Here is a 21,506-nt window from a genome sequence, read left to right as displayed (position 1 = left end):
CAGGGGTGGGAGAGACGCCGCCAGCATGCCGCAGGTGCTTATTTACCTCCAGCCCGTCTGGAATTTTTCAGGTTCTGGGGCGGGAAGAGCCACTCGAGGCCGCGCCACACGTCGTCGCGCCAGGCCGCGTAGCTGTGGCCGCCGTTGTACTCCCAGTACTCGGCGCGGTGCCCGGCCTCGGTGAGCACGGGGAGCATGCGCTGGTTGCCCTCGCGCAGCTGCTCGAAGACGCCGCAGTCCATCCACACCTGGAGCGGGGCGGTGGGGGGAACCTGGGCGAGCGGGAAGACGTTGGTGTCCCCCTCGCCGGGGATGGCGAAGGCGCCCGACTGGCTGAGCACGTGGCCGAAGACTTCCGGGGAGCGCAGGCCCATGTACAGGGCCATGAGGCCCCCGAGCGAGGCGCCCAGCACGCCATGGGCGCCGGGCTGGCGCTGCTCGTCCACGAGCCGGAGCTTCTCGTGGGCCAGGGGCAGCACCTTGCGCAGGAGGAAGTAGCGGGTGGCCTCGCTGCAGAAGTACTCCACGGTGCGGGCCGAGCCGCCGTTGGCCACCATCGCGAGCGCCACGGGGCGGATGCGGCCTGTGTGGATGAGGTTGTCCACCACGGTGGTGAGGCTGGCGAGCTTCAGGTAGTCGAGCCCATCGAGCACCACCACCAGGGGGCAGGGGGCGGAGACGGGCGGCTGGTAGAGCACCACCTGGCGCGAGGTGCCGATGGCGAACTCGGAGGTCTCCACTTTGTGGCGGGTGACGCGGCCCCGGGGCACGCCCCGCGCGCGGTGGCCCAGCGGGGTGGGGGCGCTGCCGGGCATGTAGAAGAAGTGGTTGCGGCCGCCAATGCCGTTGTCGACGAGGAGCGGGTTGAGCGGATCCTTCACCCGCTTGCCCTTGGCATCGGTGAAGGCGTACTCGACGTAGGCGTCGTGGGGCAGCTCGAGGGTGCGGGCCCAGAGGCCAGGGCCCACGCGCTCCAGCGGGAGGGGCTCGCTCCAGTCCTGGAAGTCGCCCGAGACGAAGACGCGCTGGGGACCGCGCCAGACGAAAGTGGCGGAGCGGGAGTCGATGATGGGCGAGCCCTCGGCGAGGGCCCGCTCTTTCAGAAGGTGGCTGTCCATGAGGGGGCTTCTCTCACGAGGCGCCTGCCGGGGACAGTCCGTGACGCCCGGGCAAGCCCGGGCCGTTTCCTGCTGAAACGTTGGAGGTCACGATGCCGGGAGCGGTTCATCCAGGCCCGCCAAGTTCTCCTCGGCGGCTTGGCGGTACATCGGCACGGTCTCCACGGCCAGTACGTCGCGCATCTGCTGACGTGCTCCTTCCAGGTCGCCCGCCTCCCGCAGGTCCAGCATTCGCGAGACGGCGCGTTCGAGCCGCTTTGACCCATTGCGCAGGCGGGCCATGATTTTCCGGAGCAAGGTCTCTGCGCTCTGGGAACTCGCCAGGGCCTTTGCTGTCTCGGCCTCGCCGAAGGCCACTTCTGCGGCGGCACGTTGAAGGAAGGAGCGCATGTCCCCGGTCAGCTTCAGCGGCTTGCCCTGCTGGATGCGGTACAGAAGGCACGCAAGCTGAGACCGGTCGGAGAGCTTCGGATCCACGCGCCCATGGTTCGCGGCTCTTTGAAGCCGGACGATCTGGGCCAGCAGGATTTCCGCCTGCTTGCGGTAGCGCGGTACCCGTTCGACCGTGAGTACCCGCTCCAACTGCCGGCGGGCTCCCTCCAGGTCCCCTGCATCTTGTAGGCGGTGGGCGCGGTGCTCCGCCACCATCAACCGCCAAGCCCCCTCCTCGATGCGCTTGTGTACCTTCCGGAGCAACGCCTTGGACGTGCGCGGGCTGCGCAGCGCTTGCTGGATGTCCTGAAGGGGGATGGCGACGTCTCGGGCAGACCGCCGCAACACGGCGCGTACGCTGGCCGTGAGTTCCAAGGGCTCTCCCTGGTCCAACACGCGCTGAGCCAGCGCTTCCAGGGCGGCCCAGCCGGTCTTGTTGCTCATGGAGCCACTTTCTAATGCTGGTTCTTCGGACTGGGGCACCTGTCTTCCGGCCATTTCCGCTGGCCTACACAGGTCCGCAGGCAGTCATCGCACTTGGCGTTCCACTTCTTATCGACGCACTGCACGTACGTCATGATGCACTTTTGCCGCCATCTCGGGATCGGTTGCGCCGCTGCTTCGGTTTGCGAGGCCTCTGTTGCTTCGCTCTCTGGAGGGGTTTCCAGGACCGCGTAAGCCTCGGCCAGGGTCTTGAGAATGCTGGCCGCCCGGACGGGGTCCGCTCCGCAGCTTTCCAGCGCCGTGAAGGGGTTCCTCTCGACACAGCAGCTCACCGTGTCCCAGCAGGTGCGCGGTGCCAGGTAGACGGGTGGCGCGGACGGCCGAAGGGCGGTGGCGTGGACCCCGGGGGCGCAGCCGCCCATCAGCCCGAGGAGCAGCCCCAGCAACCCAGGTGCCCAGAAGCGGGCCGGTGGTTTCGCGGCTTCCATGGGTGAGAAAGGTACCCGTTCACGGCAACGTGGGGCAGCGGGGGATACAGACCGCCTCATGTTGCGCGGCTGCTCTGGACGGCTCCCCGAGATGCAAGCACGTCTCAGACAACCCACACGATGACCCGTGAACGGGTACCCTTGCTCTTGGCCTTCTCCTGAAGAGGAGACGAGAGGGAGGGGGACACAGACCGGCGGAAGCCACCGCCGATGAACCTCACTCTACAGACCGCCGCTGACAGGGACATGTGCCGGAAGTCACATGTCCCCAGCGTTTTACTTCGTGACGGCGAACACCAGGTCGTCGTGGTCGTCGTACTTGGTGAGGCCACAGGCGGACACTTCCACCTTCCCCTCGTACCGGAAGCGCGCCCGCACCGCTTGCAGCGCGCCGCCCGAGGGCAGCGTGTAGGTCTTCGTCAGCGTCTGCGCCCGGCCGCTCGTGGGCGTCAGCGTGCCCAGCGAGACCCACACCGGCGCGTTGGCATCCGCCGCGTAGTACAGGTCCAGCTTGTCCGAGGACGGACTGCTGGCGTAGGCCCACACCGTGGCTTCGATCTTCACCGTCTTGCCCGGCGCGAACGGCGAACCGTCCACCGTCGACACGACGAGCCGGTCATTCGACTCGTCCACGTGGAAGCTTCCCGAGGACTGATCCGCGCACGAGCTGTTGACCGTGTTGGGCGCGTTGCGCTCGGGCCCCAGGGTGCCGCGGCCCACGAGCAGGGTTCCCGAGTCGCACTTGGCGCTCACCGCGGTGCACGCGGGGGCCTTCAGCGCGGGGTGCAGCTCCGCCACGGTGCTCGGGTTGTTCACCACCACCGAGACGGGGGTGCCCGTGCCCGCGTTCTGCCGGGCGTCCACGGCCTGCACGGAGAGGGTGTGCGTCCCATTGAGGACGGTGGCCGTGTCCCAGACGAAGCTGTAGGGGGCGGTGGTGTCCGAGCCCTTCACGGCACCGTCCACGAGGAAGTCCACCCGCGTCACGCCCACGTTGTCGGACGCGGTGGCGGTGAGCGTCACCGGGCCCGACAGGGGGGCGGCCGTGGACGGACCCGTGAGCGCCACCGTGGGCGCCTGGATGTCCCCCACAGTGCTCTGCACCGTGCCCTTGGCCAGCTCCGCCATGTAGGCGGCCGCGATCTTCGAGAACTTCAGAGCGTGGTTCGCGTTGTTGCCGCTCTGCGCCAGCGTGTCGTTCGCCGTGTGGATGTAGTCGTTGCTGTCAGCGAAGGTGGCCTCGAAGGGGAAGGACGCCGGGAAGCCCTGGCCGTGCCACGAGGCGTGATCCGAGCACCCGTAGTTGCACTTGGTGTCGAGGATTTTCAGCTCGGAGGTGTACGTGCCGATGATGTTTCGCAGGAACGTGTTCTGCGCCAGGTTCGTGTAATCGGTGATGAGGCCGACGTCGGCGCTGGCGGTGCCCTTGTAGTTGGTCATGTCCAGCTGGAGCACGCCCACCACGTTGATGCCCTGGCTCTTGTGCCGCTTGGCGATGTCCTGCGAGCCCAGCAGGCCCGCCTCTTCCGCCGCGTAGCCGATGAACTTCACCGTGCGCTCGGGCCGGTAGTCCTGGGCCAGCGCCGCGCGAATCACCTCGGTGAGCGACGCGATGCCCGAGGCATCGTCATCCGCGCCGGGCGAAGGGGCGTTCGGGTTGGAGCCGCTCGAGCCCACCGTCGAGTCCAGGTGCCCGCCCAGCACCACCACCTCGCTGGCCTGGGTGGTGCCCGGGATGGTCAGGATGATGGAGCGCTGGTTGTAGTTCGTGTGGACGAACTCCTCCACCGTGACATCCGGCCGGGACGCGGCGAAGTCCGACCAGATCTGCTTCAGCTTCAGGGCCGCTTCGGCGCCCGAGGCCGACTTGTAGTAGCGCGTCGGGTAGCTGGACAGGGTGGTGATGGTGGCCAGCACGTTCGGCTCGTGCAGGTCCCCGATGAGCGCGTTCGCCGTGTCCGCGTTGTTCAGCGTGTAGTCGACCGCGGTCAGGTAGGGCAGCTCCGGGGCGCCCGCGCGCTTCATCGCCTCGGTGGCCTCCGCCTCCGTCTCGTGGGCCAGGAAGCCCGCGCAGCGCTTGTACCGCTCGTGCATCATCTCGGAGATGCGGAAGAGCGCCGACTCGCGCACCTTCATCATCGACACGTTGTTCTGCGTGCGCGGCAGGGTGGCGGGCGCCATGCCCGAGGCGCGCAGCGTGGCTTGCACCTCATCGAGCGAGTCCGTGGCCAGGGTAATCCACAGCTCCCGGTCCTCGGCGGGCTGCTGGATGGGACGGGCAATGGCGGGGCCGTGCGCGAGCGCGGGAGCAGCACCCCACAGCAGCAGAGCTGCCGGGGCAAGACCTTTGAGCTTCATGGATATACCTCCAACCGGTGAAGACCTCTCCAGCAGCAGGCCAGAGGTCCAGGCAGACTGTAACGTGACTGCGAGAAGAGTCATCCGCCCCCGGAGAGAAGTCTCGCGGTGGACGGAGAAGACAGGAGGGAAGACGTCCTGGAAGATGCACGGAAGGGTGATTGTCCGCGGCGCGGGCCGGGCGGGCGGGAGTGTCCGGGGGTCCAATCGTCCGGGGGAACCGGCAGGGAGTCAATCCGTTAAAACGGACTGTTTGCCGGGTGGAGCGGAATTTCCAGGGGAAGCTTGAGTCCCCAATGACGTGAGCCACGGAGGGAGCCGACCGACATGAAGGAGCAACGCCTAGGGCACGGGGGATGGACGGGGGGGATGGGCCTGGTGCTGGCCGTCGCCCTTGGGGCGTGTGCGGGCAAGACGCCCCCGGCGCGGGCCCCGTCCAACGCGGAGCTGGCCGGGGCGGAGCTGAACGCGCGGGTGGAGGCGCTGCTGCGCCAGATGACCCTGGAGGAGAAGGTGGGGCAGCTGGCCCAGTACTCCCAGGGCGTGCCCACGGGGCCGGGCACGGGCCGCGCGGACCACGAGCAGATGGTGCGCGCGGGCGCGGTGGGCGCGTTCCTGAACCTCGTGGGGGCGAAGGAGACCAACCGGCTGCAGCGCCTCGCGGTGGAGCACAGCCGCCTGAAGATTCCGCTGCTGTTTGGCTTCGACGTGATTCACGGCCACCGCACCCTGTTTCCGGTGCCGCTGGGCATGGCGTCGAGCTTCGACCCGGCGTTGGTGGAGCAGGCCATGCGCTTGGCCGCCACGGAGGCCGCCGCCGATGGCATCCGCTGGGTGTTCTCCCCGATGACCGACATCGCGCGGGATGCGCGCTGGGGCCGCATCGTGGAGGGCTCGGGAGAGGACCCCTACCTGGGCGCCGCCCTGGCGCGGGCCTACGTCCGGGGGTACCAGGGCGCGTCGCTGGCCGCGCCCACGGCGGTGGCTGCCTCGGTGAAGCACTTCGCCGCCTACGGGGCGGCGGAGGCGGGGCGGGACTACCACTCGGTGGACCTGTCGGACGTGAGCCTGCGCCAGGTGTACCTGCGGCCCTACCAGGCCGCGGTCGAGGCGGGCGCGGCGACCCTGATGTCCTCCTTCAACACGCTCAACGGCGTGCCCGCCACGGGCAACCCGTACCTGCTCACCGGCATCCTGCGGCAGGAGTGGGGCTTCAACGGCTTCGTGGTCAGCGACTGGAACTCCGTCCAGGAGCTGGTGAACCACGGCACCGCGCTGGATGGCGCGGCGGCGGCCCGCCAGGCGCTCACGGCCGGCGTGGAGATGGACATGGAGGGCAACCTCTATGCCCCCGAGCTGCCCCGGCTGGTGCGCTCGGGCCAGGTGAGCGAGGCGGTGGTGGACGAGGCGGTGCGCCGCGTGCTGCGCGTGAAGTTCGCGCTGGGGCTGTTCGAGCGGCCCTATGCGGACGAGACGGCCGAGCCTCCCCAGCCCACCCCGGAGTCGCGCGAGCAGGCCCGGCGCATGGCCGAGGCGTCCATCGTCCTCTTGAAGAACGAGGGCCGCGTGTTGCCGCTGAGGGACTCGGTCCAGCGGATTGCCGTCGTGGGGCCGCTGGCGGACTCGCGGATCAACATGATGGGCTGCTGGCCGGCCCGGGGCGATGCCCGGGAGCACGTTACCCTGCGGGACGCGCTGGAGCGCCGGTGGAAGGGCCGGGTGGTGTACGCGAAGGGAACGGGCATCCTCTCGCAAGGCATCGAGGACTTTCAGGAGGCGGTGAAGGCGGCCGCCTCCGCGGACGTGGTGATCGCCGCCCTGGGCGAGGAGGCGTGGTCCATGACGGGAGAGGCCGCCTCCCGGACGTCGCTGGGCCTGCCCGGCAACCAGGAGCAGCTGCTCGCGGCGCTGGCGGCCACGGGCAAGCCCGTCATCCTCGTGCTGTTCAACGGCCACCCGCTCGTGCTCACGGGCTTGCAGGCGCACGCCCGGGCCATCGTGGAGGCGTGGTACCCGGGCATCGAGGCGGGCAATGCCCTGGTCAATCTCCTCTCGGGCGCGGTCAACTTCAGTGGCCGGTTGCCGGTGACGCTGCCGCGCGGCGTGGGGCAGGTGCCGCTCTATTACAACCAGCTCAGCACCGGACGTCCGCCGGGGGCCGCGGACCTGACGCGCCCGCCCACGGCCTCGGAGAACAAGTACATCTCCCGCTACATCGATGAGCAGAACGCGCCGCTCTACCCGTTCGGGTATGGCCTCTCGTACACGGACTTCGCGTTCTCGGCGCCCGCGCTGAGCGCGAAGGGGCTGAAGGCGGCGGCGGTGCCTCGGCAGGGCGCGGCGCTCCAGGTGACGGCCCAGGTGCGCAACACGGGCGCGGTGGAGGGCACGGTGGTGGCGCAGCTCTACCTTCAGGTGAGGGGCGCGAGCACCGCGCAGCCCGTGCGCCAGCTCGCGGGCTTCGCGCGGGTGCACCTGGCCCCCGGGGAGGCCCGGGAGGTGGTCTTCCCACTGGGCTTCGAGGAGCTCTCCTTCGTCAATGCCCGCTCGGAGCGCGTCGTGGAGCCGGGCACCCACTATGATGTGTGGGTGGGCGACAGCTCCGAGGCCCGTGCACATGTCGACTTCATGATGGAGTGAGCCCCCGGGGCATTTCGCCGGCATGGACGGGTGGGGTTCGCTCAGGAGGTCCGACCGGAGCGAGCCATGTCCACCGCCGATGTCCTCGAATCCAACACCCTGTTTCACGAAGCCTGGAAGTTCTACGCACGCGCCTGTCCGAAGGGGGAGATCGTCCAGCAACCCGGGGTGCTCATCGCCGCATGCCATGTGCCCTGGTCCATCATGAACATCGCCTTCCAGCCCGAGCCGGAGGGCACCGAGGCGGGGCTGACGGGGGCGCTGGATGCGGCGGCCGGTTACTTCACGCCGCGCGGGCTCGCGTGGATGTTCGCGCTCGCGTGGGATTGGCTGCCGCCGCCCCTGCGCTCCCGGGCCACTGGGCTGTGCGACCAGCGCGGACTGGCGCTCGCCATGGAGTCCGTGGGCATGGTGGCCGAGCAGCTCGCGCCCCCCGTCCGGCCCCTGCCCGCGTTGGACCTCCGGTTCGTCACCGATGCGAAGGGGGCCCAGCACATCGCCGACATTCACGCGGCGGCTTATGGCGCGTCCCTGGACACGGCCCGGCAGTCCCTCGCCATTCCCGCCCTCTTCCAGGGCGAGAGCCGGGGGTACCTGGGCTATGAGAAGGGACAGTACGTGGCCTCGACCGCGGTGCTGCGGCTGGGGAATGTGGCCTATATTGGCTACGTGGCCACGCGGCCGGACTTCCAGGGCAAGGGGTACGCGGAGGCGCTCATCCGCCTGGCGCTCCAGGACGCGAAGCGCCTGTGGGGACTGGAGCGGACGGCGCTGCATGCCACCCTGGCGGGGTTCCCGGTCTACCAGCGCCTGGGCTACCGGGAAGTGACGCGCTTCGGGCTGTACTCGCCTCGAAGTCCTGGACGCTGAGCCACCCCCTGGGAGAGGTTGAGCCCCATGGCCACGAAATCGCGTGCGGTCGTGATGCGGCGGAACGGTCCGCCGGAAGTCCTCGGGGTCGAGGAGATCCCGCTCGCGCCGCTCGTCCGCGGCGAGGTGCGGCTGCGCACGCTCGCCTCGGCCGTCAACCACTCGGATCTTCAGATCCGTGCCGGCCAGTGGCCCATCCTGAGGGAGCCGCGCTTTCCCTACGTGCCGGGGCTGGAGGCCGTTGGCGAAGTTGTCGAGGTGGCGGACGGTGTGAGCGAGTTCGCCGTGGGGGACCGCGCCTGGACGGCGATGCAGGGCTTCGGCGGTGTGCGGGCGGAGCGTGATGGCGGCTACGCCGAGTACTTCACCGTCCCGGCCAATGTGCTCGCGCCGTTGCCGGCTGGTCTGGACGCCGTGGCCTTCGCTGCCATCGGGCTTGCCGGCGTGACGGCCATCGAGGGCATGCGAAGGCTGGGCCCCCTGGGCGGCAAGACGCTCGTCATCTCAGGGGCGACGGGCGGCGTTGGTGCCGTGGCGGCTGGGATTGGCCGCGCGCTGGGCGCGGAGGTCATCGCCTTGGAGCGTGGTTCACCGGCGCCGCAGCCCGGGAGCGCTGACGCGGTGCTGGACAGCGTCGCGGGGCCGCTCTTTCCCACGCTTGTCTCCGCGCTGCGCCCGGAAGGCCGCTACTGCATCGTCGGCGCGGCGGCCGGGGGCGACGTGGCCTTCGATGTCTGGAGCCTGCTCGACGGGCGCGCCCTCACCGGCTACTCGACCGAGACGCTCGATGGGACCGTGCTGCGCAGGGCCACGCAGGAGCTGATCCGCCTGCGGCTCCCACCGCCGCCCACGCGGGTGCTCCCGCTTGCCGAGGCGGCGCGCGCCCATGCGCTCATTGAAGAGAGGGCGGTGCGAGGGCGCGTGGTGCTCGTGCCGTAGACCGCAGCGCTTCAGCTGAAGCGGAAGGTGAGCATCCGCTCCACCTGCTGGTAGCGCTCGAAGAGCTCGTCGCGGCTGGGCGCTCCGAGGTTGATCAATCAAGAGGATGCCGCCGCTGCGGCGTAGCTTGACACGCAGGTCGAGGACTCGCACGCGCTTCAGCCCCTGTTTGGAGGCTCGTCTGTCAGGGGGAATCGCGCCTACGCAGCAGGCGACCACCAGCCAGCAGTGTCCGGGGAGGAGACCATCGATTCCTCCAAAGCTTCGACACAAGCAGGATGCTTGCCCTCTGTCCGGCGAAGTGCTGCCGCGATCTCCTCCATCCGTCGCCACTCCTGCTCGTCAAATGTGTGGCTGCGGATGACGCTGGGGATGGGCTCGCTGCTCTCCTCAAGTCCCCACCGTGTCCGCTCTCGCTCCAGAGCGGTCCCTCGCAACAACATGAGAGGAAACGCCTTGAGTACTGGCACCCGCTGCCGCAGGCAGAAGTCGACCGTCCTCTGGAAGGAATCCAACGTCTGCTCGGGGAGACCGAAGATGATGGAGACCTCGAAGGTGATGCTGCGCTCATGGAGCTTGCGGATGCCTTCCACCACCTTCTCTAGGTGATTCACCCGCTCCACCGCCCGAGCCTCCCGCTCGTGGATGGTCTGAAGACCAAATTCGAGCCGCATGTCGAGCCCTTCGCAAGCGTCGAGGAACTCGTCATCCAGCGTCGAGAAGTGGCACTGCACCGACAGCCGCCCACCGTAACCGAGCCTCCTAAATGTCTTCAGCACCGCCAGAGAGTGATCCCCCAGGTTGAAGAGCGGATCCAACACGGCGATATCGCTCACTCCCGAGCGGACAAACAGTTCTATCTCGCGCTCCAGCCGCGCCAGGGGAATGTCCCGGCGTCGCAGCCGGCTGCCCGCTTCCCGATGCTGGCAGAACGAGCAGCGGAAGGGACATCCGCGCTGCGTCTCCCACCGAATGAACCGTTGCTCCCCGGAAAGGTTGATCACGCTACCGAGGAAGGGGGAGGCTAGCGTCTCCAGCTGCGCTTGGGCTTGGAGACCGGAATCCACCTGCCCTGCCCAGTGGACTCCCATGAACCGGATGCGCTCGGCCGAGGAGGCGAGTGCCACCATGGCCTCCTCGCCATACCCCCGGACGAACGCATCCGCCTCGGGATAGAGCTGCTCAAGGCCCGCTCCCGCGTAAGAAATCTGTGGCCCTCCGAGGATGATGCGCCCTCGGAAGCCGTTCCGTCGGAGCGCCACCAGAAGCCTCTTCACCACAGGGTCGTTCCACACATAGACGCCAAGGCCCACGTCCACCTGCTCCGGCTGGCACCCCTGGGCACTGTCGAGGATGTTCCGAAGGATGTGCGCTTCGTTGAAACCAGCGAGGTTGATGGCGAAAGAGAACGCTCGCACATCCACTTTCGCCTTCAGCAGTGCGGCAACGATGGAGGCGTGCCCTAGCGGAAGGCGAGGGTCCTTTTCTCGGGTCCAATCGATAGACACCAAGATGACTCGCCGAGACCAAGGAGAAACAGGAATGACCTCGACGACATGCGCGGACATGTGCCCCCGGGTTTGCTCGAAACGCTCAACGGCGCCGACAACTTCCTGCCGCTTCCGACGAGTGTGGAACTGGAAAATTCAGTAGATTCTCCAGGACAAGGCGCTTCTGCGACGTTGCATCTAGGGTAGCTGATCGCCGTCCCCGTGTGAGAGGAAGAGAGGGAGCGGCCTGTCGAACTGGAGACGCTGCGTCAGCATCCTGCGCGCCCTGCTCCCGCTCCGAGTGGAACAGAGTTGTCGGTGTGGCTCATGGGCTACCCATCAGCGTCCCTCACCTCCCGCTCTGCTCCCGCTCGCTACGCCCAATAGGGCTCCTGTCCTTCCTATGCTCATGCTCAACCGAGTAGGATGATTGTAGAGGCAGAGCGCGGAGGTTTTCCAGCATGGGAGTAAGCCCAACAGAAAGCAACCCCCTGGTCGATTGGATCTTGAGGCTCATCAAGATGCATGCTCTCAAAGGACTCAAGCGAGCCCTTCATGAGAACGAGGATCGCATTGTCAAAGGCAGCATCATCGCTGGTTTTGAGGTGTCGAAGTCGGTGCTGACCCGCGAAACGCAACAGATGGTCGCTTCAGGCGTCGCTACCACGGTCATCTCCGGACTGTTTCTTGAATTCCTGTTTGGCGTCGGGCCACAAACTCGCGAGTTTGGTTCTCGCAGTGTCATGGCGGTGCGCATGCAGGATGCATACGGTGTGAAGGAGGCTAAAAGCTATTTCTATAAGGAGCGGGCTAAACTTTATAAAAAGTCACCTGGCTTGCTGGTTCACAACCCATTGACGAATTATAGCGCAGGATTCAACCCAGTCATGGGTCCCATTCGTGCTTGGGATGACGCTGTTGAGCAATTTATTGGGAATTATAAAGTAGAGATCTATCCTGAGCGGCGGGCAACGCAAATGGAAATCGTTTGTACGAACGTCACGTCCATCCATTCGTTCCTGTATCACATACCATTCGTCAAAAATTATGAACGGGGCAACGGGAGCATCCCAACGTTCATGGGGAACATCACGCAGATTATTTCCTGGGACGAACCCATCGACGTGAACCGGTTCGAAGAATATCTTTAGTCAATAGGGATGCGTTGATGAAGCGCTTGGAGTCACCGGCGTCCACCTCAGGTTCTATCAGCATCGTCAAATGGCTCGGTGGGCTCCTCGTCGGACTCGGTGGGCTCCTCGTCGCCATTCTCCTTGTGTCCAGCCTCGTACATGGGTGGGAGTACAAAAAGGAACTCGCGGGAGATTACATCCTGCTTGCCGTGGATGTCCGTGAGCAGATGAACATCAGCCGAATGTTGCCAGGAGGAAATGCCGTCGGCGTTGTGGGCGAGACGGTTTTTGCGGTGGGGTGGAACAATGACTTCATCATTGCCAAGCAGCATCAACTTGGTGCTGGTCCTCGCAAGGGCACTCACGCGGCGAACTTCTACATCCTGCGTGTCTCCAATGGAGAGGTATATGGTCCTTTGACAGCGGCTCAGTTTAGCGCCGAGCGCTCGGCGCAAGCCGTTCCAAGTGGCTTGGACTTCACCTTGGTTTTTGAAGACCTTGAGTAGTACTACTCGGTCAGATGCGAGAGGGCCCGCGAGGCTGAGCGCGGGGCCCTGACAAAGCGGGCAGTGGCCAATGCGGCGCAGCAGCTCCCTCAAGCGGGGGTGGAGCCGGGGTTGGAAGAGGAGAGCCCCGCCTTTGCCGCGACGGTGGGGGCCGAGGAAGGAGCGCACCCCCCGTTTGGACTGGGCCGGGCTGCTGCGCAGGACGTTCGCTCTGGATGTGTTGGCGTGCTTGGTCAGCAGAGGCTCCCCGGCCAGGTGGCGGCGGCGCACCTCTTGGTGCGTGGCCAGGCGGCGTGCCCGGCTCTCTTCACCCGCGCTCATCTCGCTGCGCGTCCTTGGGAAGCTGGAACGACGGGGCCTCGGTGCAGCGGGCGACTTCGGCACGCAAGGCAGCGCCCGGAGGCGCGCGTGCGCACCTGTGAGCCAGCGCTCCACCATGTGCCGTCCATTGAGCAGCAGGTGCCAGCGGTCTGCGACCTGCTGGGCTTGGGGGGCGCCTGCTTGGGCTGCCCGTGCATACTCGCTGGAGCGGTCCCGGGTGATGACTTGGACTCCGCGATGCCGCTGGAGCCATTGACTCACTGTGGATGCCGAACGGTCAGGCCGCACGTCGACCACGCGATGGGCTTCCGGGATTGCGGCAGTAGAAGCGGCGTACCCTCAGCTTGCGCTGAACTGAGCACTCTGCGGATGGCAGGTCGATGGGGTGCCGAACGTGGCTGTTGTGGGGGGAAACGGGACCTTACGGCTTGAGCTGGGCCGCTGCGTGCCGCTCGCTCCACGTGGCAGCCCGGTATCGAATACAACGATGTCATCCTCGATTGTAACCGCTTCAACGGCAGCTTGCTGCCTCGGCCAGTGGCTCGGGCTGGCTCCACACAAAGTGCGGGAGAGCCACCCAATCGGGGCAAGCCCAAGGTGAACCATGGCTAGAAGGTGTCCTCGCGATTCTCCCAGCGCACCAGCGGCCTCATTCACGAGTGAGTGCGCTACTGACATAGTCTCTTCAGCTGAAGCGGAAGGTGAGCATCCGCTCCACCTGCTGGTAGCGCTCGAAGAGCTCGTCGCGGCTGGGCGCTCCGAGGTTGATGATGCCGTAGCGGTAGCTGCCCACGTCCTGGTCGTGGTCCGAGAGCCGCTCCCCCGGGGCGCACAGCACCTGGATGATGGTGCCGGGAAAGCGCTCCTTCACCTGGGCGATCTCCTCCGCTGAGGGCACCTGCTCCACGCGCGCATCGCTGAAGCGCCGGAGGACGAAGCTCGCCGCGGCCCCCGCCTGGCCGGAGGCCGCGCGCCACGGCACGGGCTGCCCCACCGCCAGCGCGAGCTGCGCCTCGTAGGTGTTCATGCCCGCCAGGCGCTCGTAGAGGTCCGCGAACTGGTAGGACATCCGCGGGTTCACCTCGATGACGGACACCCGGTCCTGCGCCGGGTCGTAGAACATCTCGATGTTGAAGCACGCGTGGTTGAAGCCGCTGCCCTCCATCAGGCGCACCGCCACCTGGCGCATGTGCTCCTGCACCGGGCCCGGCAGCCCCGAGGGGGACTCGAAGCGCTGGAAGCTGATGGTCCCCGGGTACATCACCGAGTCCACGATGCCCATCACCACCGCCCGGCCCCGCTCGACGAAGCCGTCCACCGTCACCTGCGTGCCCTCCAGCAGCGTCTCGCCGATGAAGTGCCAGGCGGGGACCTTGCCATCCGTGTACCGCTCCAGCAGGTGCTGGAAGGGGCGCAGCAGCAGGTGCTTCGTCATCCGCTCGCGCCACGAGAAGTGTACCGCCTGGCGGAACTCTCCCGCGTTGTGGACCCGCTGGGCCCGGATGGACATGGTGCCCTTCACGGGCTTGATGAACAGCGGATACCCGAGCTGCTGGAGCTTCGGTGGGCCTCCGAATGGATCCAACGGCTCGAAGCCGGGCGTGGCCTCCGGCACCAGCTTCTGCTGGATGCGGCGGCTGTAATACTTGTGGCTCAACTGCACCACGGCCGCCGGGGGCGGCACCGGCAGCCCGAGTTGCTCCCCCACCAGCGACGCCAGCATGCAGCCCGGGTAGTCCCCGGTGCCCACCACCCCCGCGAGCCCCTGGCCCCTCCAGGCCTTCACCGTCTGATCCACCCAGCGGAAGACGTTGAAGCGCACGCCGTCCCACAGCGAGGGCGTCTCAATGAGCTCCTCGCCGGCGTAGAGCAGCTCGTAGCGGGCGTCGAAGCGGGCCCCCAGGGCTTGCTTGTCCCACGGCCCTGGGCAGAGCACGAGCACCCGGGGCCTCGCGGGAGACAGCGGGGAGACAGCGGTCACGTGACACCTCGCAAGCGCATCAGCCGGAAGACCAGGGCCTGCACGTAGTCCTTCTCGGCGCCGCTCAGCTCTTCCACGTGCTCGTCCCGCCAGTCCATGCGCAGGCAGCGGTCCAGCGCCAGGTCCACCATCCACTTCTCTTCCGCCAGCAGCAAGCCCGCGTGGGACGTGGTCCGGCGCGACGGGTGCCCCGCCCACACCAGCAGCTCAGGCCGTTTGTCCTCCAACATCAGAGAGCCCCCGAAGAGGGGCGTTTCGGTTTGAACTCCCACCAAATCCAGCACGGTGGGGAGCACGTCGAAGTGCGAGGAGCAGGCGGCCTCTCGCGCGGGCAGCCGCCCGTGGTGGAACAGCAAGGGGACGTCCAGCTCCTCCCGCGTCACCGCGCTGCCATGGGACTGGTAGCCCAGGCCCCCGAAGGCCTGCCCATGGTCGCTGCTGATCACCACCAAGGGGTCCTCGGTGAGCCCCCGCCGCCGCAGTTCCTCCAGCAGGGCGCCGAAGAGCCAATCGCTCTCCTCGATGCCGTTGAAGAACCGGCCCCGGTCCTCGCGCATGTCGAAGCGGTGGAAGCGTTCGGGCTCGGCCACCCGGTAGGGCACATGGGTGTGGGTGGCATGCACGTGGAGGAAGAAGGGCCGGTGGCCTCGCAGCGCTTCTTGCAGACGGTCCATCCCCGCCGAGAGCAGGAGCTGATCCGGCGGCGTGGGGCCCCCCGGCGGGGCCAGCGCGTCACGGTCGATGACGTGCTCGAAGCCCGCCGCGTCCAGGATGGGCCGCAGGCCGTAGTCCCCCGTGTGGGCCGTGGAGAGGTAGGCCGTGCGGTACCCCGCCTTCCGCAGCGCGTCCAGGCAGGCCGAGGCCCCGGCGCCGTACCCACTGGTGTAGAGCGCGGCGTGGGCGTTGTTGGTGGTGGGAGACACGCACGCGTGATGGCGGGAGCGGAGCGCTCCTGGCAGCAGCCGCTCGAAGAAGGCCGCCGGTGCCCCTCCCGGCGTGAGGGCGGAGAGGTGCGCCCGGCCCACGGACTCGAAGGTGAAGAGCACCACGTCACACCCCCGGAGCAGGCCGTGCCCCTCGCTCGCGCGGGGTGCGCGAGGTGTCTGCGCCAGGAGCGGCGCATGCTCCGGCCGGGGCTGGAAGTCCGGGGGATCGGGCCAGGCCCGCTCGATGACGAAGTGGCGGAGGGCATCCGGGGCGGCGCGGCGCGACGGCGGAAGCCACGCCCAGCCCATCATGCCCAGCGGTACGGCGGCCAGCGCCCAGGCGGCGTGGGGGAGGAGCCATTCCACCCCAGCGGAGGCCACGAGGGCGGCACTGGCGGCGAAGAGCTGCTGGCGCGCCCGCGGGGGCACGCTGAAGGTGGCGCACAGCAGCAGCCAGGCGGTGGGCAGGGCCATGGCGGCCAGCCGGAGGGCACCGGGGGGCGTGAACAGCACCGCCCCCAGGAGCACCAGCGCGGCCAACGGCAGCGCGGCGAAGAGCCGGTGCGCGGAGAAGAACCGGCGGGCGAAGGCCAGCTCGGCCAGCTCCCGGTAGAGCACCGAGAGGATGACGCTGCCGACCCCGCCCGGCCCCAGCTCGATGGTGAAGATGCGGAAGAGCACGGCATCCAGCCAGAGCGCGGAAACCAGCAGCGTTCCGGCCAGGACCCCAAGCACGCACCCCACCGGGCCGAGCAGGGCCAGGCCCGAGAGCCCCAAGCCCAGCAGCGCCACCCACCCCAGGTCATCGCGTCCCAGCGCGGCGCTGCCGGTGAAGTCACGGTACTTCACCGCCTTCACCAGCACGGCCAGGGCGGCGGCCGCCGCGGCCAGCTCCACCCAGCGTCCCGCGAAGGTGGCCAGCAGCGGTGTCATCTCAGAAAGTTCTTCCAGTAATTGACCAGGTACCAGACCGCCACGGCGGCGAGCACCGTCCGGCCCACCGCCGAGGCGCCGGCCCCCAGCACCCCCGCGGCCCCGATGACCAGGAGCGCCTCGACGAGGGCCACGATACGGGCGTGGTGGCGCACGTCCCAGTAGGACAGCGGGCTGATGAAGCGGTAGTGGCTGAACGGCAGGAAGTGGCGGTGCGCATCCTGGGCGTGGACGGGCAAGTCGCCCAGCGCGTGCAGCAGCGCGCTGGCGAAGAAGGCCGCCAGGGCGGGGAGCCCCAGGGCCCAGAAGACGAGCGCGCCCAGGAGCGTCAGCGGGATGGAGTGGGCGCCGTGGATCAGGTTGAGCCAGAAGGGGCGCTGGTAGCTCTCGCTCCAGATGCGCTCATCGGGCAGGCCCCGGAGGTACTTCTCGCGCAGGTAGAGCACCACGATGGGCACGTCCGGCGCCACGGCGCCCGCGACGATGGGCAGCACGAGCGCGGAGGAGGCCCCGCCGCTCAGGAGCGCGAGGTTGAGGACCGCATGGCCGGGGGTCTGCACGGCGGCAGTGTATGTGGGAACGTCCAAGGCACAACCCAGCAGCGCGCCGCCCAGGAGTGTCAGCCTTGGGAGAAACGATGCGGGTGTGTTTCAGTGAGCCGAGAGGAACATCTCGATCGGAGGGCCACGTGAGGGGATACGTCGCGGCTGTAAGCCTGCTGGGCGCGCTGTGCGCCAGCGGCTGTGGGTTCATGGACAAGCACTTCCGGAAGGTCACCTACGTGCAGGGGTCCATGGGAGAGCACCTGAATCACCGCTTCAAGACGTTGGTGCAGCAGTGCCGCGTCGTGCCCTCGAGTGAGAAGGTGAAGCCCGGGGACTACGAGGGCCGGAACTTCCTGCCCAACAACTTCGCGATGACCCAGCAGGAACTGGACGTGATTCCCATCACCCAGGCCTGGCACTCCTCGCTCCTGTTCCTCTACCCGTTCACCGAGGACGAGCGGCAGGCGTACATGGCCCATGCGTCCGCGCCCCGCGCCGGCGTGCCCCTCCTCAATGAGCAGCACCTGCTCACCGAGCAGGACGTCGTCACCGAGGAGCTGGCCTTCGACATTCTTCCGCGCAGCACGCCCGGCATCGACGCCATCCTTTATCGGCAGTCGTGTGCCACGTACGTGAGCGCCAACTCCGGGGGCGGCATCTCCCTGCCGCTCGCCTCGGTGCAGTCGGCGCTTGATGCCCAGCTCAGCTCCGGAGGCCGCGCGAGCCTCGCCACCGGCTTCTTCGAGTCCCCCTTCGCGGACATGCTGGACGGCGGCGGCGCGCGCTCCGTCTACGCGCGGATGCTCCTGTGGGAGCGCTACCGGCGCTCGCCGGAGCTGCTCTCGGGCCCCGCCTATGTGCTCAAGGCCTTCAAGGGCGCGGTGCTGCTCGGCGCGGCGGCGCAGACCACCGGCACGAAGCTCAGCATCGACGCGAGCGTGGGCGGGGGCACGGGCGTCCTCTCGGGCCGGCTCTCCTCGGCCTCGCGCTACGAGGGCAGCAGCGAGTACAGCGAGGAGAGCTTCAAGACGCTCATCCCTTCCTTGAATGAGAGCGCGTTCCGGCCCCTGGAGGACCCCAAGGCCATCCAGGCCGCGTTCCGCACCCTCTACACGCCCACGGGGCTGGAGCCGCCCGAGCGGCTCACCAGCGGCAAGGTGCACGAGCACCGCTTCACCCTGGCGGGGATTCCCTCCACGATGTGTCTGGCGCGCTGGGAGGTGAGCGGCGTCACCCCGGCGCTCTACGACGGCCTGCCCTCGGTGCTGGGGCTGCCCTCGGTGAACACCACCCAGGGCGTGCCGCAGTGCACCTTCGTCGTCCGGGGCATGCCGAAGAACAGCTTCATCGTCGCCTCCGGCCCGCCCGCCATTCGCTACACCCTCACGAGTGATTTGGCCATCACCGTGGGCGGGGAGCGCGTGGCGCTGTCCTTCACCCCGGAGAACCTCCAGTTCCAGTCGAACCCCAACCCCCAGTGGACGCCCCGGTTCGCCTCGCTGGTGCCCACGCCCGAGCCCTCGGGGGCGCTGGTGCGCTGGAAGTGGGAGGTGCCGTTTGATCTCAACGACGTGGGCAACCCCATCGACCGGCAGCGGGAGATGGCCGTGCAGGCCGATGTGCTGAAGTGCCCCGGCGGGCGCGATGTGCCCGTGGAGGCCCGCGTCAGCCGGGACGAGGTGACGCAGCAGTACACGCTGTCCCTGCGCTCCACGCAGACGGTGAAGCCGCCTTCGGGGGGACTCGTGACGGAGCCCTGCGAGCTCTTGGCCCGCCTGGACTTCCCGGTGGTGGAGGGGGGCGTGGCGCCCCGGGAGCGGCGGCTCGTGCTGGATGTGCCCAAGGCCGACGAGCAGGTGGACAAGGCCTCCCTGGAGAACCTCTCCAACCTCATCAACCGGCTCGGCGCCGAGCAGCTCCTGCGCCAGTGCACCCAGGGCGTCTCGCCGCAGAAGTAGGCCCTGCGAACCCACGGCCCAGAGGCGAACGCTGCGCCTCTGGGCCCCGGGGTGAAACCGTTAGGCTGGGCCCTGGGTGTAGAGGCGCTTGTGGTCGCGGATCTCCGAGAGCCGGAACTCGCCCGCCTGGGGCGGCAGGGGCTCGGGGGTCTCGTAGGACAGGTTCATGATGCGCTCGTACTCCGCCACCGAGACGCGCTCGCGCTTGGCCATGACCGCCTCCACGTTGGTGGTCGCCATGCGCTTCGCCGCCTTGTCGCCCACCACGCCGGAGTAGAACTCCGAGGCGCAGCCGCTGCCGTAGGACAGCAGGCCCACGCGCTGGCCCGCGAGCGCCGCGCCCTCCGTGTTCAGCAGGCCCGCGAGCGCCAGGTACAGCGAGGCGGTGTACACGTTGCCCACGCGCGCGTTCAGGTCCAGCGAGCTGGCCACCTGGGCGTTGTAGCTCGCGCTCGACTTGGCCAGCTCCTCGCGCCCCTCGGGCGTGGAGGCCGGGGCGTTGGGCGCGTCCTCGATGTCGCACAGCCGCAGCTGGGTGTGCGCCTTGCGCGCCATCTTGCAGAACGGCACGTGGTAGAGGATGCGCGCGAGCTGCTCGCCGGGCATCGTCGCGCCCCAGCGCACCACCTCGTGCGCCAGCGCCCGCTCGCGCCAGTTGCGGTACGCCCCCGAGAGCGCGTCCGTGTAGCACTTGATGGAGTAGTGCCCGTCCACCACCGCCTCGCGGCGGCCGATGGGGCGCCAGAAGTCGTACACGTCCATGCTGCACGCGCCGTTGAGCCCCACGTCCACGGCGAGCAGGTCCGGCTGCTCGGAGACGAGCAGCGCCACCGCGCCGCCACCCTGCGTGGGCTCGCCGGGCGTGTTGAGCCCGTACCGGGCGATGTCCGAGCAGATGACCATCGCCGAGCGGCCGCCGGCCGCGCCCGAGGCAATCCACTCCACCGCCGCCATCAGGCCCGCGGTGCCGCCGTAGCAGGCGTGCTGCGAGTCATACACGCGCATGCTGCTGGGCAGCTTCAGGAGCCCCTGGACGTGGGAGGCCACCGGCTTGGAGTGGTCCACGCCCGTCTCGGTGCCCACCACCAGCATGCCCAGCTTGGCCGGGTCCACCGCGTGGGTGCGCATCAGCCGGGCCGCGGCCGACGCCGCCAGCGCCACCGCATCCTCGCCCGGGTCCGCGACCGCCATCTCCTTGGCGCCCAGCCCCGCGGTGTACTTGGCAGGATCCACCCCACGGGCGCGCGCCAGCTCCTCGATGTCCACGTAGCGGCGGGGGACGGCGATGGCCAACGCTTCGATTCCAACCTGTTTCTTCATCGTCTGTTCTCTTCCTGGCGGAGACTGTCCAGTCATAGTAATCTAATCTGACTTCACTGTAAATCGGGGGGGATCAGAACCAGGCGTCCCGCGATTTCCCGGTTTTCCAGGCGGAAGTGGGCCCGGCCGGCGTCGGCCAGGGGCACGGCCTCGGAGACGAAGGGGCGCACGGTGCCGGCGGCGGTGAGCTTCAGCGCGTCATCCAGCTCGGCGCTCGTGGTGGCGTAGGCGCCGATGATTTCCAGCTCCTTCACGATGACGAGGCCGGGGTTGAGGTTGACCACGCCGGACTCGAGGTTGCCCACCACCACCAGGCGGCCCCCGGGGGCCAGCGACTTGAGCGTCTGGTCGAAGGTGGCGCTGCCGACGATTTCCACGGCCATGTTCACGCCCTCGCCCCCGGTGCGCTTGCGCACCTCGGCGGCGAAGTCGAGTCCGCGGGAGATGATGACCTCGGCGGCGCCGGCCTCGTGCAGCGCCTGGGCCTTGGCCTCGCCGGAGGTGACGGCGATGACGCGCGCCCCGTCCGCTTTGCACAGCTGCACCGCGGACAGCCCCACGCCGCCGCTGGCGCCGGTGATGAGCACCGTCTCGCCCGGCTGCACCCGGCCGCGGGTGCGCACGGTGTGCACCGCGGTGCCGGTGGTGCAGCACGCGGTGGCGGCCACCTCCCAGGGCATGTTCTCCGGCACCCGGCCCACGCCGAGCACGGGGGCCACGAGGTACTGCGCGTAGCCGCCGGGCAGCTCCTCGCCGAAGAAGCGGTTGTCCTTGCGGCACAGGCTGTTGCGGCCGGTGCGGCACAGCGCGCAGTCCCCGCAGGACATGCGCTGGAGCGTGGCCACCCGGTCTCCCACCTTCCAGCCCGGGGTGTCGGGGCCCACTTCCACCACCTCGCCGGCCGCCTCGTGGCCGAGGATGGCGGGCACGTGCGTGCGCGGCAGGTTGCCCCGGCGGTTGATGACGTCGTGGTAGCACACCCCGCAGGCGCGCACCCGGACGAGCAGCTCGCCCCGGCCGGGACGGGGCATGGGCACGCTCTCCATCCGCAGGTTGCTCGCGGCGCCAAACTCTCGAAGAACGACAGCCTTCATTCCTGATGAC

15 protein-coding genes and 1 pseudogene are annotated in these 21,506 nt (G+C 68.3%); 6 read left to right on the top strand and 10 right to left on the bottom strand.

Features of this window, described 5'->3' with window-relative positions; translation table 11 throughout:
- Positions 1–38: 38 nt before the first annotated feature.
- The 3 genes from KY661_RS30750 to KY661_RS30740 form a co-directional block, all read right to left on the bottom strand.
- Complete coding sequence (locus KY661_RS30750) at positions 39–1,118, bottom strand: alpha/beta hydrolase-fold protein (RefSeq protein ID WP_225413591.1); 1,080 nt, start codon at positions 1,116–1,118, stop codon at positions 39–41.
- Positions 1,119–1,205: 87 nt separating this feature from the next.
- A complete protein-coding gene (locus KY661_RS30745) occupies positions 1,206–1,994 on the bottom strand; it encodes a DUSAM domain-containing protein (protein ID WP_225413590.1) in 789 nt (262 codons plus the stop codon).
- Between the two features lie 764 nt (positions 1,995–2,758).
- Complete coding sequence (locus tag KY661_RS30740) at positions 2,759–4,840, bottom strand: M20/M25/M40 family metallo-hydrolase (protein ID WP_225413589.1); 2,082 nt, start codon at positions 4,838–4,840, stop codon at positions 2,759–2,761.
- Positions 4,841–5,167: 327 nt separating this feature from the next.
- Between KY661_RS30740 and bglX the strand changes: the two genes are divergently transcribed.
- The 3 genes from bglX to KY661_RS30725 all read left to right on the top strand — a co-directional run bounded on the left by bglX (position 5,168) and on the right by KY661_RS30725 (position 9,289).
- On the top strand, positions 5,168–7,480 hold the full coding sequence (bglX, locus tag KY661_RS30735) for a beta-glucosidase BglX (protein WP_225413588.1): 2,313 nt from the start codon (positions 5,168–5,170) through the stop codon (positions 7,478–7,480).
- A 66-nt stretch (positions 7,481–7,546) separates the two neighbouring features.
- Positions 7,547–8,350 (top strand): GNAT family N-acetyltransferase, encoded by an 804-nt coding sequence (locus KY661_RS30730; RefSeq protein ID WP_225413587.1) that lies wholly within the window; start codon positions 7,547–7,549, stop codon positions 8,348–8,350.
- A gap of 27 nt (positions 8,351–8,377) precedes the next feature.
- Positions 8,378–9,289: a quinone oxidoreductase family protein gene (locus KY661_RS30725; RefSeq protein WP_225413586.1), complete on the top strand. Its 912-nt coding sequence runs from the start codon at positions 8,378–8,380 to the stop codon at positions 9,287–9,289.
- Between the two features lie 200 nt (positions 9,290–9,489).
- Here the strand turns inward: KY661_RS30725 and KY661_RS30720 are convergent, their stop codons facing one another.
- Entirely contained in the window at positions 9,490–10,857 is a 1,368-nt protein-coding gene (locus KY661_RS30720) for a B12-binding domain-containing radical SAM protein (protein WP_225413585.1), read from the bottom strand.
- A gap of 428 nt (positions 10,858–11,285) precedes the next feature.
- Here KY661_RS30720 and KY661_RS30715 point away from each other — a divergent pair, with 428 nt between their 5' ends.
- The gene (locus KY661_RS30715) at positions 11,286–11,930 is read left to right on the top strand and encodes a hypothetical protein (protein WP_225413584.1); all 645 of its coding nucleotides are present in this window, start codon (positions 11,286–11,288) and stop codon (positions 11,928–11,930) included.
- Positions 11,931–11,947: 17 nt separating this feature from the next.
- On the top strand, positions 11,948–12,418 hold the full coding sequence (locus KY661_RS30710) for a DUF3997 domain-containing protein (RefSeq protein WP_225413583.1): 471 nt from the start codon (positions 11,948–11,950) through the stop codon (positions 12,416–12,418).
- A gap of 309 nt (positions 12,419–12,727) precedes the next feature.
- Here the strand turns inward: KY661_RS30710 and KY661_RS37815 are convergent.
- The 4 genes and pseudogenes from KY661_RS37815 to KY661_RS30690 all read right to left on the bottom strand — a co-directional run.
- Positions 12,728–13,027, bottom strand: a pseudogene (locus KY661_RS37815) (transposase); the annotation flags it as partial.
- Between the two features lie 397 nt (positions 13,028–13,424).
- Positions 13,425–14,720, bottom strand: coding sequence for an ATP-grasp domain-containing protein (locus KY661_RS30700; RefSeq protein WP_225413582.1), 1,296 nt, complete (start codon positions 14,718–14,720; stop codon positions 13,425–13,427).
- Entirely contained in the window at positions 14,717–16,579 is a 1,863-nt protein-coding gene (locus KY661_RS30695; protein WP_225413581.1) for a sulfatase-like hydrolase/transferase, read from the bottom strand. Before KY661_RS30695 ends, KY661_RS30700 begins: the two co-directional genes overlap by 4 nt.
- Complete coding sequence (locus KY661_RS30690) at positions 16,576–17,166, bottom strand: hypothetical protein (RefSeq protein ID WP_225413580.1); 591 nt, start codon at positions 17,164–17,166, stop codon at positions 16,576–16,578. Before KY661_RS30690 ends, KY661_RS30695 begins: the two co-directional genes overlap by 4 nt.
- 101 nt (positions 17,167–17,267) lie before the next feature.
- On the opposite strand from KY661_RS30690, the gene KY661_RS30685 reads away from it, so the two are divergent.
- Positions 17,268–19,082, top strand: a complete 1,815-nt coding sequence (locus KY661_RS30685) for a hypothetical protein (RefSeq protein WP_225413579.1) — start codon at positions 17,268–17,270, stop codon at positions 19,080–19,082.
- A 60-nt stretch (positions 19,083–19,142) separates the two neighbouring features.
- Here the strand turns inward: KY661_RS30685 and KY661_RS30680 are convergent, their stop codons facing one another.
- Together KY661_RS30680 and KY661_RS30675 are read right to left on the bottom strand one after the other, a co-directional pair.
- Complete coding sequence (locus KY661_RS30680; RefSeq protein ID WP_225413578.1) at positions 19,143–20,402, bottom strand: hydroxymethylglutaryl-CoA synthase family protein; 1,260 nt, start codon at positions 20,400–20,402, stop codon at positions 19,143–19,145.
- 53 nt (positions 20,403–20,455) lie between these two features.
- The gene (locus tag KY661_RS30675; RefSeq protein ID WP_093524571.1) at positions 20,456–21,496 is read right to left on the bottom strand and encodes an alcohol dehydrogenase catalytic domain-containing protein; all 1,041 of its coding nucleotides are present in this window, start codon (positions 21,494–21,496) and stop codon (positions 20,456–20,458) included.
- Between the last annotated feature and the right edge of the window lie 10 nt (positions 21,497–21,506).

This window comes from Allostigmatella hybrida (assembly GCF_020103775.1).
GTDB lineage: Bacteria > Myxococcota > Myxococcia > Myxococcales > Myxococcaceae > Hyalangium > Hyalangium aurantiaca.
The sequence above is the reverse complement of the archived record's forward strand: the minus strand, read 5'-3'. Positions and strand labels throughout refer to the sequence as shown.

What these genes read in the sequence shown, in the direction of transcription:
- KY661_RS30710 (WP_225413583.1), top strand. Translation starts at nt 11,948, where the DNA reads ATGAAGCGCTTGGAGTCACCGGCGTCCACCTCAGGTTCTATCAGCATC.
- KY661_RS30720 (WP_225413585.1), bottom strand. Translation starts at nt 10,857, where the DNA reads ATGTCCGCGCATGTCGTCGAGGTCATTCCTGTTTCTCCTTGGTCTCGG.
- KY661_RS30730 (WP_225413587.1), top strand. Translation starts at nt 7,547, where the DNA reads ATGTCCACCGCCGATGTCCTCGAATCCAACACCCTGTTTCACGAAGCC.
- KY661_RS30750 (WP_225413591.1), bottom strand. Translation starts at nt 1,118, where the DNA reads ATGGACAGCCACCTTCTGAAAGAGCGGGCCCTCGCCGAGGGCTCGCCC.
- KY661_RS30740 (WP_225413589.1), bottom strand. Translation starts at nt 4,840, where the DNA reads ATGAAGCTCAAAGGTCTTGCCCCGGCAGCTCTGCTGCTGTGGGGTGCT.
- KY661_RS30725 (WP_225413586.1), top strand. Translation starts at nt 8,378, where the DNA reads ATGGCCACGAAATCGCGTGCGGTCGTGATGCGGCGGAACGGTCCGCCG.
- bglX (WP_225413588.1), top strand. Translation starts at nt 5,168, where the DNA reads ATGAAGGAGCAACGCCTAGGGCACGGGGGATGGACGGGGGGGATGGGC.
- KY661_RS30675 (WP_093524571.1), bottom strand. Translation starts at nt 21,496, where the DNA reads ATGAAGGCTGTCGTTCTTCGAGAGTTTGGCGCCGCGAGCAACCTGCGG.
- KY661_RS30745 (WP_225413590.1), bottom strand. Translation starts at nt 1,994, where the DNA reads ATGAGCAACAAGACCGGCTGGGCCGCCCTGGAAGCGCTGGCTCAGCGC.
- KY661_RS30680 (WP_225413578.1), bottom strand. Translation starts at nt 20,402, where the DNA reads ATGAAGAAACAGGTTGGAATCGAAGCGTTGGCCATCGCCGTCCCCCGC.
- KY661_RS30695 (WP_225413581.1), bottom strand. Translation starts at nt 16,579, where the DNA reads ATGACACCGCTGCTGGCCACCTTCGCGGGACGCTGGGTGGAGCTGGCC.